General features: G+C 60.0%; 12 protein-coding genes. 11 read left to right on the forward strand and 1 reads right to left on the reverse strand.

Going from position 1 to position 14,695, the window contains the following annotated elements:
• The first annotated feature begins 170 nt into the window (after positions 1-170).
• From sdhC to J3B00_RS10800, 11 genes are all read left to right on the forward strand, one after another.
• A complete protein-coding gene (gene sdhC / locus J3B00_RS10750) occupies positions 171-545 on the forward strand; it encodes a succinate dehydrogenase, cytochrome b556 subunit (protein WP_209874760.1) in 375 nt (124 codons plus the stop codon).
• Positions 539-907, forward strand: a complete 369-nt coding sequence (gene sdhD / locus J3B00_RS10755; RefSeq protein ID WP_209867500.1) for a succinate dehydrogenase, hydrophobic membrane anchor protein — start codon at positions 539-541, stop codon at positions 905-907. The genes sdhC and sdhD overlap by 7 nt, the downstream gene beginning before the upstream one ends.
• 3 nt (positions 908-910) lie before the next feature.
• Positions 911-2,683, forward strand: a complete 1,773-nt coding sequence (gene sdhA / locus J3B00_RS10760) for a succinate dehydrogenase flavoprotein subunit (protein WP_209867501.1) — start codon at positions 911-913, stop codon at positions 2,681-2,683.
• Positions 2,684-2,694: 11 nt separating this feature from the next.
• On the forward strand, positions 2,695-3,399 hold the full coding sequence (locus tag J3B00_RS10765) for a succinate dehydrogenase iron-sulfur subunit (RefSeq protein ID WP_209867502.1): 705 nt from the start codon (positions 2,695-2,697) through the stop codon (positions 3,397-3,399).
• 246 nt (positions 3,400-3,645) lie between these two features.
• Positions 3,646-6,477: a 2-oxoglutarate dehydrogenase E1 component gene (locus J3B00_RS10770; RefSeq protein WP_209867503.1), complete on the forward strand. Its 2,832-nt coding sequence runs from the start codon at positions 3,646-3,648 to the stop codon at positions 6,475-6,477.
• 42 nt (positions 6,478-6,519) lie between these two features.
• Positions 6,520-7,746, forward strand: coding sequence for a 2-oxoglutarate dehydrogenase complex dihydrolipoyllysine-residue succinyltransferase (gene odhB / locus J3B00_RS10775; protein ID WP_209867504.1), 1,227 nt, complete (start codon positions 6,520-6,522; stop codon positions 7,744-7,746).
• Between the two features lie 92 nt (positions 7,747-7,838).
• Positions 7,839-9,275 (forward strand): dihydrolipoyl dehydrogenase, encoded by a 1,437-nt coding sequence (gene lpdA / locus J3B00_RS10780; RefSeq protein WP_209867505.1) that lies wholly within the window; start codon positions 7,839-7,841, stop codon positions 9,273-9,275.
• Between the two features lie 172 nt (positions 9,276-9,447).
• Complete coding sequence (gene sucC / locus J3B00_RS10785) at positions 9,448-10,614, forward strand: ADP-forming succinate--CoA ligase subunit beta (protein WP_119142987.1); 1,167 nt, start codon at positions 9,448-9,450, stop codon at positions 10,612-10,614.
• A complete protein-coding gene (gene sucD / locus J3B00_RS10790; RefSeq protein WP_003254203.1) occupies positions 10,614-11,498 on the forward strand; it encodes a succinate--CoA ligase subunit alpha in 885 nt (294 codons plus the stop codon). The genes sucC and sucD overlap by 1 nt, the downstream gene beginning before the upstream one ends.
• A gap of 397 nt (positions 11,499-11,895) precedes the next feature.
• Positions 11,896-13,209, forward strand: a complete 1,314-nt coding sequence (gene brnQ, locus J3B00_RS10795) for a branched-chain amino acid transport system II carrier protein (RefSeq protein WP_209867506.1) — start codon at positions 11,896-11,898, stop codon at positions 13,207-13,209.
• A 380-nt stretch (positions 13,210-13,589) separates the two neighbouring features.
• A complete protein-coding gene (locus J3B00_RS10800; RefSeq protein ID WP_209867507.1) occupies positions 13,590-14,354 on the forward strand; it encodes a DUF599 family protein in 765 nt (254 codons plus the stop codon).
• A 51-nt stretch (positions 14,355-14,405) separates the two neighbouring features.
• Here J3B00_RS10800 and J3B00_RS10805 read toward each other — a convergent pair whose 3' ends face one another.
• On the reverse strand, positions 14,406-14,681 hold the full coding sequence (locus J3B00_RS10805; protein WP_209867508.1) for a hypothetical protein: 276 nt from the start codon (positions 14,679-14,681) through the stop codon (positions 14,406-14,408).
• Positions 14,682-14,695: the final 14 nt, after the last annotated feature.

Consider the following 14,695-nt stretch of genomic DNA (forward strand, 5'->3'; position numbering starts at 1 on the left):
CGTCACGTTGTCATAAGCAGCCTAACTGTCTATACTCGGCAGCCGACCGCCAGGGGCTTGCAAGCCCGAACTGCTGGGGGTCGCCGTTCTCTGGGTGGTGGGTACCTGACCAGTACACTTACCAACAACTTTGCCCTGTTCGCTAGGGGCTCTTCAGTGTGAAAAAAGCCGTGAAAAGCCAACGACCTGTAAACCTAGACCTAAGGACCATCAACGTCCCCATAACCGCTGTTACGTCATTCCTGCACCGAGTTTCCGGCATCATCGTCTTTCTCGGTCTCGGCATCATGCTCTTCGCCTTGAGCAAGTCGCTGGGTTCGGATGAAGGTTTTGCCGAAGTGAAGGGATACCTGACCAGTCCGCTGGCCAAGTTCGTAGCATGGGGCCTCCTGTCATCCTTGCTGTATCACCTGATCGCTGGCATACGCCACCTGATCATGGATGCGGGCATCGGCGAAACGCTCGAGGGCGGCAGGCTGGGCTCGAAAATCATCGTCGCCCTTTCCTTGGTGGCGTTTGTACTGGCGGGAGTCTGGATATGGTAACCAACGTCACCAACCTGTCGCGTTCTGGTCTGTATGACTGGATGGCACAACGTGTTTCTGCGGTCGTTCTCGCGGCTTATTTCATTTTCCTGATCGGCTACCTCGTTGCGCATCCAGGGCTCGAATACGCCCAATGGCATGCGCTGTTCTCCAGTAACCTGATGCGTATCTTCAGTCTTCTTGCCATCGTGGCGCTGGGCGCTCACGCCTGGGTCGGCATGTGGACTGTTACGACTGACTACCTGACGCCAATGGCGATCGGCAAGTCGGCAACTGCGGTACGTTTTCTGGTCCAGGCGGTCTGTGGTGTCGCGATGTTCGCGTACTTCGTCTGGGGCGTGCAGATTCTCTGGGGTATCTGATTCATGGCTATGATTCCAACGATTTCTTTCGACGCCATAATTGTTGGCGGCGGCGGAGCCGGCATGCGCGCTGCGCTGCAGCTGGCACAGGGCGGTCACAAGACTGCCGTGATCACCAAGGTCTTCCCGACCCGTTCGCACACTGTGTCCGCCCAGGGCGGCATCACCTGCGCCATCGCTTCGGCCGACCCGAACGACGACTGGCGCTGGCACATGTACGACACCGTCAAGGGGTCGGACTACATCGGTGACCAGGACGCGATCGAATACATGTGCCAGGAAGGCCCGGCTGCGGTCTTCGAGCTGGACCACATGGGCCTGCCGTTCTCGCGTACCGAAACCGGCCGTATCTACCAGCGTCCGTTCGGTGGCCAGTCCAAGGACTTCGGCAAGGGCGGTCAGGCTGCTCGTACTTGTGCGGCCTCTGACCGTACCGGTCACGCGCTGCTGCACACCCTTTATCAGGGCAACCTGAAGGCTGGTACCACCTTCCTCAACGAGTACTACGCTGTTGACCTGGTGAAGAACCAGGACGGCGCGTTCGTCGGTGTGATCGCGATCTGCATCGAAACCGGCGAAACCCTGTACATCAAGGCCAAGGCAACCGTGCTGGCCACTGGTGGTGCGGGCCGTATCTACTCGTCGACCACCAACGCCCTGATCAATACCGGCGACGGTATCGGCATGGCCCTGCGTGCCGGTGTTCCGGTGCAGGACATCGAGATGTGGCAGTTCCACCCGACCGGCATCGCCGGCGCTGGTGTACTGGTTACCGAAGGTTGCCGTGGTGAAGGTGGTTACCTGATCAACAAGCATGGCGAGCGCTTCATGGAGCGTTACGCGCCAAACGCCAAGGACCTTGCTGGTCGTGATGTTGTGGCCCGCTCGATGGTTAAAGAGATCATCGCCGGTAACGGCTGTGGTCCGAATGGCGACCACGTAATGCTCAAGCTCGACCACCTCGGCGAGGAAGTGCTGCACAGCCGCCTGCCAGGTATCTGCGAGCTGTCCAAGACCTTCGCCCACGTCGACCCAGTGGTCGCGCCGGTGCCGGTCGTTCCAACCTGCCACTACATGATGGGCGGCGTTGCCACCAACATTCATGGTCAGGCAATGACCCAGGACGCCGATGGCGTCGATCACATCATCCCGGGTCTGTTTGCCGTGGGTGAAGTGGCCTGCGTATCGGTTCACGGCGCCAACCGCCTGGGCGGCAACTCGCTGCTCGACCTGGTGGTATTCGGTCGCGCTGCTGGCCTGCACCTGGAAAAGGCGCTGTCCGACGGCATCGAATACACCGACGCCAGCGACACCGACATCGAAGTCGCCCTGAGCCGTCTGAACAAGCTCAACGAGCGCACCGACGGTGAAGACGTCGCAACCCTGCGTCGCGAGCTGCAAAGCTGCATGCAGAACTACTTCGGTGTATTCCGTACCGGTGAATACATGCAGAAGGGCATCGAGCAGTTGGCCCAACTGCGCGAGCGTATCGCCAACGTCAAGATCAACGACAAGTCCCAGGCCTTCAACACCGCGCGTATCGAAGCGCTGGAGCTGCAGAACCTGCTGGAAGTCGCTGAAGCCACGGCGATCGCTGCAGAAGTACGTAAAGAGTCGCGCGGCGCTCACGCCCGTGAAGACTTCGAAGATCGTGACGATGAAAACTGGCTGTGCCACACCCTGTACTTCCCAGGTGAGAAGCGGGTTGCCAAGCGTGCAGTCAACTTCGCGCCGAAGACCGTACCGGCGTTCGAACCAAAAGTCCGGACTTACTGAGGGTGGCCGCTATGTTGCAAGTCGAAGTTTATCGTTACAACCCGGATTCCGACTCGGCACCTAAAACCCAGGTGTTCCAGGTCGATACCGGTGGCAAGGACCTGATGGTGCTGGACGTGCTGGCACTGATCAAAGAGCAGGACGAAGGTTTCTCCTATCGTCGCTCCTGCCGCGAAGGTGTTTGCGGTTCTGATGGCATGAACATCAACGGCAAGAACGGCCTGGCGTGCATCACGCCGCTGTCCGCTGTCGTAAAACGTAACAAGTTGGTCGTCCGTCCGCTGCCAGGTCTGCCGGTAATCCGTGACCTGGTCGTCGATATGAGCATCTTCTACAAGCAGTACGAGAAGGTGAAGCCATTCCTGCAGAACGATACGCCGGCTCCGGCCATCGAACGTCTGCAGTCGCCGGACGAGCGCGCCAAGCTGGACGGTCTGTACGAGTGCATCCTGTGCGCTTGCTGCTCGACTTCCTGCCCGTCGTTCTGGTGGAACCCGGACAAGTTCCTTGGTCCAGCTGCGTTGCTGCAGGCCTACCGTTTCCTGGCCGACAGCCGTGATACCAAGACCCAGGAGCGCCTGGCGTCCCTGGATGACCCGTTCAGCGTATTCCGCTGCCGCGGGATCATGAACTGCGTGAACGTTTGCCCGAAGGGTCTGAACCCGACCAAGGCAATCGGCCATGTACGTAACATGCTGCTGCAAAGCGGCACCTGATTCATCGTTGTTGCTAGTGCAAGACACTGAGGTGCGGGTGGTGAGCCCGCACTGAGGTGAAACCCGAGCAAGGGCCCACAAAGCCCGCGCTCATTACCTATGAAGATTTGAGACCAGCAGGGGCTTCCGGGCTGGTGCCCGGAAAATCTGCAGGATCCTCGGTGGCGTGATTAGTCGCTGTTCTCGGGCTTTCTCATGTTGTGCTGAGGCGCTTGCCGATTCGTCCCCGAACGAGGGTGACCAAGCATGCAAGAAAGCGTGATGCAGCGCATGTGGGAAAGCGCCCACCTTTCAGGTGGTAACGCTGCATATGTGGAAGAGCTCTACGAACTCTACCTGCACGACCCTAACGCTGTGCCAGAAGAGTGGCGCACCTACTTCCAGAAGTTGCCCGCCGACGGCAGCACCGCTACTGATGTATCGCACTCGACAATCCGCGACCATTTCGTACTGCTGGCAAAGAACCAGCGCCGCGCTCAACCGGTGTCCGCCGGGAGCGTGAGCAGTGAACACGAGAAGAAGCAGGTTGAAGTTCTGCGACTGATCCAGGCCTATCGTATGCGCGGCCATCAGGCTGCCAAGCTCGACCCCTTGGGGTTGTGGCAGCGCCCTGCGCCCGTAGACCTGTCGATCAATCACTACGGCTTGACCAATGCCGATCTTGATACGACCTTCCGTGCCGGCGACCTGTACATCGGCAAAGAGGAAGCGAGCCTACGCGAAATTCTCGATGCGCTGGAGAAGACATATTGTCGCACCATCGGCGCCGAGTTCACCCACATCGTCGATTCCGAGCAGCGCAGCTGGTTCCAGCAGCGTCTGGAAAGCGTGCGTGGGCGTCCTGAGTTCTCCGCCGATGTGCAAGCGCATCTGCTTGAGCGCGTGACCGCGGGTGAAGGCCTTGAGAAGTACCTGGGCACCAAGTACCCGGGCACCAAGCGCTTCGGTCTTGAAGGCGGCGAAAGCCTGATCCCGATGCTGGACGAAATGATCCAGCGCTCCGGCTCCTACGGCACCAAAGAAGTCGTGATCGGCATGGCCCACCGCGGCCGTCTGAACGTGCTGGTCAACACCTTCGGCAAGAACCCGCGCGAGCTGTTCGACGAGTTCGAAGGCAAGAAGATGAACGAGCTGGGCTCCGGTGACGTCAAGTATCACCAGGGCTTCTCCTCGAACGTGATGACCACCGGTGGCGAAGTTCACCTGGCCATGGCGTTCAACCCGTCCCACCTGGAAATCGTCTCGCCAGTGGTCGAGGGTTCGGTGCGCGCCCGTCAGGACCGTCGCAACGACACCGTTGGCGACAAGGTGCTGCCGATCTCGATCCACGGTGATGCGGCCTTCGCTGGCCAGGGCGTCGTCCTGGAAACCTTCCAGATGTCGCAGACCCGCGGTTTCAAGACCGGCGGTACCGTGCACATCGTGATCAACAACCAGGTTGGTTTCACCATCAGCAACCCGCTGGACGCGCGCTCCACCGAGTACGCCACCGACGTTGCCAAGATGATTCAGGCGCCGATCCTGCACGTCAACGGTGATGATCCGGAAGCAGTGCTGTTCGTTACCCAGCTGGCCATCGACTATCGCATGCAGTTCAAGCGTGACGTGGTTGTCGACCTGGTCTGCTACCGTCGTCGCGGCCACAACGAGGCCGACGAGCCAAATGGCACCCAGCCGCTGATGTACCAGCAGATCAGCAAGCAGCGCACCACCCGTGAGCTGTATGCCGAGTCGCTGATCCAGGCAGGTCGCATCGACGCCGAGCGCGCTCAGGCCAAGATCGACGACTACCGCAACGCGCTGGATAACGGCCTGCACGTGGTCAAGAGCCTGGTCAAGGAGCCGAACCGCGAGCTGTTCGTCGACTGGCGTCCGTACCTGGGTCACGCCTGGACCGCGCGTCACGACACCCGCTTTGACCTCAAGACCCTGCAAGACCTGTCGGCCAAGCTGCTGGAGCTGCCGGAAGGCTTCGTGGTTCAGCGTCAGGTATCGAAGATCTACGAAGATCGCCAGAAGATGCAGGCCGGTGGCTTGCCGATCAACTGGGGTTACGCAGAGACCATGGCCTACGCCACTCTGCAGTTCGAAGGTCACCCGATCCGCATGACCGGCCAGGACATCGGCCGTGGCACCTTCTCGCACCGCCATGCGGTGTTGCATAACCAGAAGGACGCCAGCACCTACGTGCCGCTGCAAAACCTGTACCCGGGCCAGCCACGGTTCGACCTGTACGACTCGTTCCTCTCGGAAGAAGCGGTACTGGCCTTCGAATACGGTTACTCGACCACCACGCCGAACGCGCTGGTGATCTGGGAAGCCCAGTTCGGTGACTTTGCCAACGGTGCCCAGGTGGTGATCGACCAGTTCATCACCAGTGGCGAGCACAAGTGGGGCCGTCTCTGTGGTCTGACCATGCTCCTGCCACACGGCTACGAAGGCCAAGGCCCAGAGCACTCTTCGGCACGTCTGGAGCGTTACCTGCAGCTGTGCGCCGAGCACAACATCCAGGTCTGCGTACCGACCACGCCGGCTCAGATCTACCACCTGCTGCGTCGCCAGGTAATCCGTCCGCTGCGCAAGCCGCTGGTGGTCCTGACGCCGAAGTCGCTGCTGCGCCACAAGCTGGCCATCTCGACCTTGGAAGACCTGGCCGAAGGCTCGTTCCAGACCGTGATCCCGGAAATCGACTCGCTCGATCCGACCAAGGTCGAGCGCCTGGTGCTGTGCAGCGGCAAGGTCTACTACGACCTGCTGGAAAAACGCCGTGCCGAAGGCCGTGAAGACATCGCCATCGTGCGTATCGAGCAGCTGTATCCGTTCCCTGAGGACGATCTGGTCGAAATTCTCGCCCCGTACAGCAACCTCAAGGCTGCCGTGTGGTGCCAGGAAGAGCCGATGAACCAGGGCGCCTGGTACAGCAGCCAGCACCACATGCGCCGTATTCTGGGCCGCCACAACAAGGCACTGGTCCTCGAATACGCCGGCCGCGACGCGTCTGCCGCGCCTGCCTGTGGTTACGCATCGAAGCACGCCGAGCAGCAGGAAAAACTGCTGCAAGACGCCTTCACCGTTTAATGCTTTCGCGCACCTGAAACCGAATTTAAGGAAATACTGCTAATGGCTATCGAGATCAAAGCCCCAACCTTCCCGGAATCGGTCGCCGACGGCACCGTTGCCACCTGGCACAAACAGCCAGGCGAAGCCGTCAAGCGTGACGAGCTGATCGTCGACATCGAAACCGACAAGGTCGTCCTGGAAGTTCTGGCCACCGCTGATGGCGTGCTGGGCGCAATCGTCAAGGGCGAGGGCGAAACCGTCCTCTCCGACGAAGTCCTGGGTTCGATCGTGGAAGGCGGTGCTGCCGCTGCCGCACCTGCTGCTGCCCCGGCTGCCGGCGCTGCTGCTCCGGCCGCTGCTGCCGATGCTGGCGAAGACGACCCGATTGCCGCGCCTGCCGCGCGCAAGCTGGCCGAAGAAAGCGGCATTGACCTGGCGACCGTTGCCGGCACCGGCAAAGGCGGTCGTATCACCAAGGAAGACGTGGTTGCTGCCGTGGCCAACAAGAAGTCCGCGCCTGCCGCGGCTCCTGCTGCCAAGCCTGCCGCTGCTGCCGCTGCACCGGTTGTGACCGCCGCTGGCGATCGCACCGAGAAGCGTGTGCCGATGACCCGCCTGCGCGCCAAGATCGCCGAGCGTCTGGTCGAAGCCCAGTCGAACATGGCCATGCTGACCACCTTCAACGAAGTCGACATGACCGAAGTCATGGCCCTGCGTTCGAAGTACAAGGACCTGTTCGAGAAGTCCCACAACGGCGTGCGCCTGGGCTTCATGTCGTTCTTCGTCAAGGCCGCTACCGAAGCACTGAAGCGCTTCCCGGCAGTCAACGCCTCGATCGACGGCAACGACATCGTTTACCACGGCTTTGCCGACGTCGGCGTTGCTGTTTCCAGCGACCGTGGCCTGGTGGTTCCGGTACTGCGTAACGCCGAGCAGATGAGCCTGGCGGAAATCGAGAACGGCATCGCCACCTTCGGCAAGAAGGCCCGTGACGGCAAGCTGGGCATCGAAGACATGACCGGTGGTACCTTCACTATCACCAACGGTGGTACATTCGGGTCGATGATGTCGACGCCGATTGTCAACCCGCCGCAGGCGGCCATTCTCGGCATGCACAACATCCTCCAGCGTCCGATGGCGGTCAATGGCCAAGTGGCCATTCGCCCGATGATGTACCTGGCGCTGTCCTACGATCACCGCCTGATCGACGGCAAGGAAGCGGTAACCTTCCTGGTAACCATCAAGAACCTGCTGGAAGACCCGGCTCGTCTGCTGCTGGACATCTAACACGCAGCTGCAAGCGGCAACCGGCCGGCTCCCGTGCGAGCCCGTCGCTTGCCGCTTGAGGCCTGCAGCTTGTAGCTGAAAAGGAATCTTTTATGACCCAGAAATTCGACGTGGTAGTGATTGGTGCGGGCCCTGGCGGCTATGTCGCCGCGATCAAGGCCGCTCAGCTTGGCTTGAGCACCGCCTGCATCGAGAAGTACACCGACGCCGAAGGCAAACTGGCATTGGGCGGTACCTGCCTGAACGTCGGTTGCATTCCTTCCAAGGCGCTGCTGGACAGCTCCTGGAAATACAAGGAAGCCAAAGAGAGCTTCAACGTTCATGGTATCTCCACTGGCGAAGTGAAGATGGACGTTGCAGCGATGGTTGGCCGCAAGGCTGGCATCGTCAAGAACCTGACTGGCGGCGTTGCCACCCTGTTCAAGGCCAACGGCGTTACCTCGATCCAAGGCCACGGCAAACTGCTGGCTGGCAAGAAAGTCGAAGTCACCAAGGCTGATGGCACCACCGAAGTCATCGAAGCCGAGAACGTGATCCTGGCCTCCGGCTCGCGTCCGATCGACATTCCGCCGGCTCCGGTCGACCAGAACGTCATCGTCGACTCCACCGGTGCCCTGGAATTCCAGAGCGTGCCGCAGCGTCTGGGCGTCATCGGCGCCGGCGTGATAGGCCTGGAGCTGGGTTCGGTCTGGTCGCGCCTGGGTGCGCAGGTCACCGTTCTCGAAGCCCTGGATACCTTCCTGATGGCCGCTGACACTGCGGTTGCCAAGGAAGCGCAGAAAACCCTGACCAAACAGGGTCTGGACATCAAGCTGGGCGCTCGCGTGACCGGCTCGCAGGTCAACGGCAACGAAGTTGAAGTGACCTACACCGATGCCAATGGCGAGCAGAAGATCACCTTCGACAAGCTGATCGTTGCGGTCGGCCGTCGTCCGGTAACCACCGAACTGCTGGCCTCCGACAGCGGCGTCAATATCGACGAACGTGGCTACATCTTCGTTGATGACTACTGCGCTACCAGCGTACCGGGCGTGTTCGCCATCGGTGACGTGGTACGCGGCATGATGCTGGCCCACAAGGCCTCGGAAGAGGGCATCATGGTTGTCGAGCGCATCAAGGGTCACAAGGCCCAGATGAACTACGACCTGATCCCTTCGGTCATCTACACCCACCCGGAAATCGCATGGGTCGGCAAGACCGAACAGGCCTTGAAGGCTGAAGGCGTTGAGGTTAACGTGGGCACCTTCCCGTTCGCGGCCAGCGGCCGTGCGATGGCGGCCAACGACACCGGTGGTTTCGTCAAGGTCATCGCCGATGCCAAGACCGACCGCGTACTGGGTGTGCACGTGATTGGCCCATCGGCTGCCGAACTGGTTCAGCAGGGCGCAATCGCAATGGAATTCGGCACCAGCGCCGAAGACATCGGCATGATGGTGTTCAGCCATCCGACCCTGTCCGAAGCGCTGCACGAAGCCGCGCTGGCAGTGAATGGCGGCGCCATTCACGTAGCCAACCGTAAGAAGCGTTAATTATAAGAAACCACGGCGGGCTGCCCGTCGTGAGTCTTGCGTGCATGACTCACCGCGGAACGTCCGCCGGATCGGGCCTTCGGGACCACCCGGAGGTTAACGGTCACAGGTGGTGCGGCGCCGTAACTGGCGCAGCGCCGAAGCGCAGTACCTAACGAAGACGGTAAAAAGCATGAATCTTCACGAGTATCAGGGTAAGCAGCTGTTCGCTGAATACGGCCTGCCAGTTTCCAAGGGTTTCGCAGTCGACACCCCTGAAGCAGCAGCAGAAGCCTGCGACAAGATCGGCGGTTCGGAGTGGGTCGTCAAAGCCCAGGTCCACGCAGGTGGTCGCGGTAAAGCGGGCGGCGTCAAGCTGGTTCGCAGCAAGGAAGACGCCAAGGCGTTCGCTGCGCAATGGTTGGGCAAGAATCTGGTTACCTACCAGACCGACGCCAACGGTCAGCCAGTCTCCAAGATCCTGGTCGAGTCCTGCACTGACATCGCCAAAGAGCTGTACCTGGGCGCTGTAGTCGACCGCTCGAGCCGCCGTATCGTGTTCATGGCTTCCACCGAAGGTGGCGTGGACATCGAGAAGGTCGCTCACGAAACTCCTGAGAAGATCATCAAGGCCACCATCGATCCGCTGGTCGGCGCTCAGCCGTTCCAGGGCCGCGAGCTGGCTTTCCAGCTGGGCCTGGAAGGCAAGCAAGTCACTCAGTTCGCCAAGATCTTCGTAGGTCTGGCCAAGCTGTTCAAGGATCACGATCTGGCGCTGCTGGAAGTGAACCCGCTGGTGATCAAGGCTGACGGCGATCTGCACTGCCTCGACGCCAAGCTGAACATCGACGCCAACGCCATGTACCGTCAGCCTAAGCTGAAAACCTTCCACGACCCGTCGCAAGACGACGCCCGTGAAGCCCACGCTGCCAAGTTCGAACTGAACTACGTAGCCCTGGAAGGCAACATTGGCTGCATGGTCAACGGTGCTGGCCTGGCCATGGGTACCATGGACATCGTCAACCTGCACGGCGGCAAGCCAGCCAACTTCCTCGACGTAGGTGGTGGCGCTACCAAAGAGCGCGTGACCGAAGCCTTCAAGATCATCCTGTCCGACAGCAATGTCGCGGCCGTACTGGTCAACATCTTCGGCGGCATCGTTCGTTGCGACATGATTGCCGAAGGCATCATCGGCGCTGTGAAAGAAGTCGGCGTCAAAGTACCGGTTGTCGTCCGTCTGGAAGGCAACAATGCCGAACTCGGCGCTAAAGTACTGGCAGAAAGCGGTTTGAACATCATTGCTGCAACCAGCCTGACCGACGCTGCTCAACAAGTTGTCAAAGCTGCGGAGGGCAAGTAATGAGCGTCCTGATCAATAAAGACACCAAAGTCATCTGCCAGGGCTTCACCGGCTCGCAGGGTACTTTCCACTCCGAACAAGCCATCGCCTACGGCACCAAGATGGTTGGCGGCGTGACCCCAGGCAAAGGCGGCACCACTCACCTGGGCCTGCCGGTGTTCAACACCGTGAAAGAAGCAGTAGAAGCTACCGGCGCTGACGCTTCGGTCATCTACGTTCCGGCTCCTTTCTGCAAGGACTCGATCCTGGAAGCAGCATTCGGCGGCATCAAGCTGATCGTCTGCATCACCGAAGGCATTCCTACCCTGGACATGCTGGACGCCAAGGTCAAGTGCGACGAGCTGGGTGTTACCCTGATCGGCCCTAACTGCCCAGGCGTGATCACTCCGGGCGAGTGCAAGATCGGCATCATGCCAGGTCACATCCACTTGCCAGGCAAGGTCGGTATCGTTTCGCGTTCCGGCACCCTGACCTATGAAGCGGTCAAGCAGACCACCGACGCCGGCTTCGGCCAGTCGACCTGCGTCGGCATCGGCGGCGACCCGATCCCAGGCTCGAACTTCATCGACATCCTGAAGCTGTTCCAGGAAGACCCGAAGACCGAAGCGATCGTCATGATCGGTGAGATCGGCGGTTCGGCTGAAGAAGAGGCTGCTGCCTACATCAAGGCTCACGTCACCAAGCCTGTTGTTTCTTACATTGCCGGTGTTACCGCACCTGCTGGTAAGCGCATGGGCCACGCCGGCGCCATCATCTCCGGCGGCAAAGGCACTGCGGACGAGAAGTTCGCTGCCCTGCAGGACGCCGGTGTGAAAACCGTGCGCTCCCTGGCTGACATCGGCAAGGCCCTGGCCGAGCTGACTGGCTGGGAAGCCAAGAAGTAAGTAACACGCATTACCCCCCACGCAACACAGAGGCCACCTTCGGGTGGCCTTTGTGTTTTGTGAAGATTGGCTTCTGCCGGTCTGGGCATCTCGCCGACGTTCGGAATTTTCGATCAGTGCGATAGGAATTTTCAGACAGACGATTGCCTGGAATCTGGGATAATTCCCACCCAAGTCAGTCGATAAGACGACAAACGTATACGCACATCGGACAAGCCGCACTGTCACAGTGCCTTTTCCAGGCAAAACGTTTAATCTACGTGCTCACTCTGTGCCCGTGCCCCAAAAGGGAACGACACGCTAAACGGGTCTGGCCTATCAAGCCGGGCAGCATTTCCCTCACCCATGGGGAAATCCCTTCTCGAACCCCGATTTCAGCAGTGTGGTACTACCCTAAATGAAAGTTTTAAAAGGCCAGGATATCCTGGCGCTTGGCTTTATGACGTTTGCGCTTTTCGTAGGCGCCGGCAATATCATCTTCCCGCCCATCGTCGGTTTGCAGTCAGGTCCGCACGTGTGGATGGCAGCCCTGGGCTTCCTGGTCACCGCGGTTGGCCTGCCGGTCATTACCGTGGTCGCTTTGGCCAAGGTCGGCGGCGGCATGGATGCACTGAGCAGCCCGATCGGCAAGTTCTTCGGCGGCCTGCTGGCGGCTGTGTGCTACCTGTCGGTCGGCCCGCTGTTCGCCACCCCGCGTACTGCGACGGTGTCGTTCGAGGTGGGTGTGGCGCCGCTGACTGGCGAAAGCCCGATGGCGCTGTTCATCTACAGCCTGGTCTACTTCCTGGTAGTGCTGGCGGTTTCCATGTATCCGGGCAAGCTGCTCGATACCGTGGGCCGCTTCCTCGCGCCGTTGAAGATCATTGCCCTGGCGGTATTGGGCATTGCTGCGTTCGCGCTGCCAGCCGGGACCATTGGTGAGGCACAGCCGGCGTACGCCGCTGCGGCATTCTCCAAGGGCTTCAGCGATGGTTACCTGACCATGGACACCTTGGGTGCGCTGGTCTTTGGTATCGTCATCGTCAATGCCATCCGTTCGCGTGGTGTCGAGTCGCCGCAGTTGATCACCCGCTATGCCATCATCGCCGGCCTGATCGCTGGTGTCGGCCTGGCGCTGGTGTACATCAGCCTGTTCCGTCTGGGTGCTGGCAGTCATGACATCGCAGCCGATGCCACCAATGGTGCGGCGGTCTTGCATGCCTATGTGCAGCATACCTTCGGTTCGCTGGGCAGCGGCTTCCTCGCCGTACTGATCGCCTTGGCCTGCCTGGTGACCGCAGTTGGACTGACCTGCGCCTGCGCCGAGTATTTCAGCCAGATTCTGCCGCTGTCGTACCGTGCATTGGTGGTGATCCTGGCGGGCTTCTCGCTGCTGATCTCCAACCTGGGCCTGACCAAGCTGATCATGTTCTCGATCCCGGTGCTGACAGCCATCTACCCGCCGTGCATCGTGCTGGTGGGCTTGAGCTTCCTCAAGGAAGTGTGGAACTCGCCAGTGCGTATCATGGGTCCGGTGATGCTGGTGTCACTGATATTCGGCGTTATCGATGCGATCAAGGGCACCAGTATCGGGCATGTCCTGCCGGATGCCATGGCGCACTTGCCGCTGAGCGATCAAGGCCTGGCCTGGCTGGTGCCGTCGGTGATCACCCTGGGTGTTGCCGTGGTCTGTGACCGCATGCTGGGCAAGCCGCGCGAGGCGCTGGCCTGATGGCTTGAAGCCGAGAGGAGGGCGCCGGCCACAAGCCGAAGGGCGCTCGCCGTTGGTTGAGAGCAGAACCCCGTGTCCGTGAGGATGCGGGTTTTTTTTTGCTTCTTTCCGGATTGGCGGGACGATGGGATGGGGCTTGTAGTTGTCGGCTTATCCGTTTGTTGTAATGGTTGTGCTGGCCCCTTCCGCCCTTACGGCGGGTCCTCTCCAAGATTTGCATTGCCAGTCACGGCCTCTTCGCGGGCGAAGTCCGTGCCATCCACCGCGGTGAAGAATATCTCTATTGGATGATTTCGCTGTCCGGTACGTGCCTTTTAGCGAATCCAGACGTCGAATCCCGGTCAATATCCTTCTTTGTACCTGAACGGTCGAGAGCCTGCATGAGCTTCATTCAAAGCAATCTGAGCAATCTGTTGGCGGTCTGCTGGTTCGCCTTGTGCTGGGGTGGCTACACCCGATATGCGCTCTGGAAAGGCCGCGACACCGCCTGCCTGGCCAGTGTGTTGCACTTGTACCGCGAAGACTGGATGCGCCGCATGCTCCTGCGTGACAACCGTATTGCCGACGCCAGCGTGATCGGTAACCTCGAGCGCAACGCCTCGTTCTTCGCCTCCAGTACGCTGATCATCCTCGCCGGTATCCTCACCGTGCTCGGTGCATCGGACCGGGCCTTGTCGCTGCTGGCCGACCTGCCGTTGGTCCAGCAGGCGTCCCAGGGCATGTCGGAGATCAAGCTGTTGAGCCTGGCTGCAGTCTTCGTCTATGCCTTCTTCACCTTCAGCTGGTGCATGCGTCAGTACAACTTCGCCGCGGTATTGGTCGGCTCGGCGCCGATGATCGGCGAGCGCCAGGTCAATGAGCTGGAGCGCAAGGCGTTTGCCTCCCGTGCCGCGCGCGTGCTGTCGCTGGCAGCCAACCAGTTCAACTTGGGCCTGCGCGCCTATTATTTTGGCATGGCCATGCTCACCTGGTTCATCGGACCCTGGTTGTTCATGGTTACCAGTATTGGTGTGGTGCTGATCTTGTATCGCCGCGAGTTCCATTCCGATGTGCTGGAAGTCATGGTGTTTACGCCCACCGAAAGTGCACCGAACGAAGTAAGTAAAGAAAGTTCAATTGCAGTGACTGAAACGATTAACCCCTAAACGCCAGGCACAAAAAAACCCGACAATGTCGGGTTTTTTTGTTTAAGCCAATTACTGCTTGGCTGGCTCGGCTGGCGCCGGAGTAGCAGGGGCGGACCCTTCAGCAGCTTCTTTAGCTGCTTCCTGCTGCGCTTCAGCCTGATCTTTGGCGGCTTCGGCGTTTTCCTTGGCAGCCTCGTTCATTTTATCCTGAGCTTCGCCCGCTTTCTCTTGGGCTTGCTCAGCGTGTTGCTGTGCGTCTTGGGCTTTGTCTTCGCTTTTCTTATCGCAAGCGGCCAGGCCCATGGCTGCGGCCAGCATCAGAGCAAAAGCAAAAGGTTTACGCATGGCGGTGTCTCTCC

The organism is Pseudomonas sp. BP8, assembly GCF_017875955.1.
Lineage (GTDB): Bacteria > Pseudomonadota > Gammaproteobacteria > Pseudomonadales > Pseudomonadaceae > Aquipseudomonas.

What these genes read in the sequence shown, in the direction of transcription:
- sdhD (WP_209867500.1), top strand. Translation starts at nt 539, where the DNA reads ATGGTAACCAACGTCACCAACCTGTCGCGTTCTGGTCTGTATGACTGG.
- sdhA (WP_209867501.1), top strand. Translation starts at nt 911, where the DNA reads ATGGCTATGATTCCAACGATTTCTTTCGACGCCATAATTGTTGGCGGC.
- J3B00_RS10765 (WP_209867502.1), top strand. Translation starts at nt 2,695, where the DNA reads ATGTTGCAAGTCGAAGTTTATCGTTACAACCCGGATTCCGACTCGGCA.
- J3B00_RS10770 (WP_209867503.1), top strand. Translation starts at nt 3,646, where the DNA reads ATGCAAGAAAGCGTGATGCAGCGCATGTGGGAAAGCGCCCACCTTTCA.
- odhB (WP_209867504.1), top strand. Translation starts at nt 6,520, where the DNA reads ATGGCTATCGAGATCAAAGCCCCAACCTTCCCGGAATCGGTCGCCGAC.
- lpdA (WP_209867505.1), top strand. Translation starts at nt 7,839, where the DNA reads ATGACCCAGAAATTCGACGTGGTAGTGATTGGTGCGGGCCCTGGCGGC.
- sucC (WP_119142987.1), top strand. Translation starts at nt 9,448, where the DNA reads ATGAATCTTCACGAGTATCAGGGTAAGCAGCTGTTCGCTGAATACGGC.
- sucD (WP_003254203.1), top strand. Translation starts at nt 10,614, where the DNA reads ATGAGCGTCCTGATCAATAAAGACACCAAAGTCATCTGCCAGGGCTTC.
- brnQ (WP_209867506.1), top strand. Translation starts at nt 11,896, where the DNA reads ATGAAAGTTTTAAAAGGCCAGGATATCCTGGCGCTTGGCTTTATGACG.
- J3B00_RS10800 (WP_209867507.1), top strand. Translation starts at nt 13,590, where the DNA reads ATGAGCTTCATTCAAAGCAATCTGAGCAATCTGTTGGCGGTCTGCTGG.
- J3B00_RS10805 (WP_209867508.1), bottom strand. Translation starts at nt 14,681, where the DNA reads ATGCGTAAACCTTTTGCTTTTGCTCTGATGCTGGCCGCAGCCATGGGC.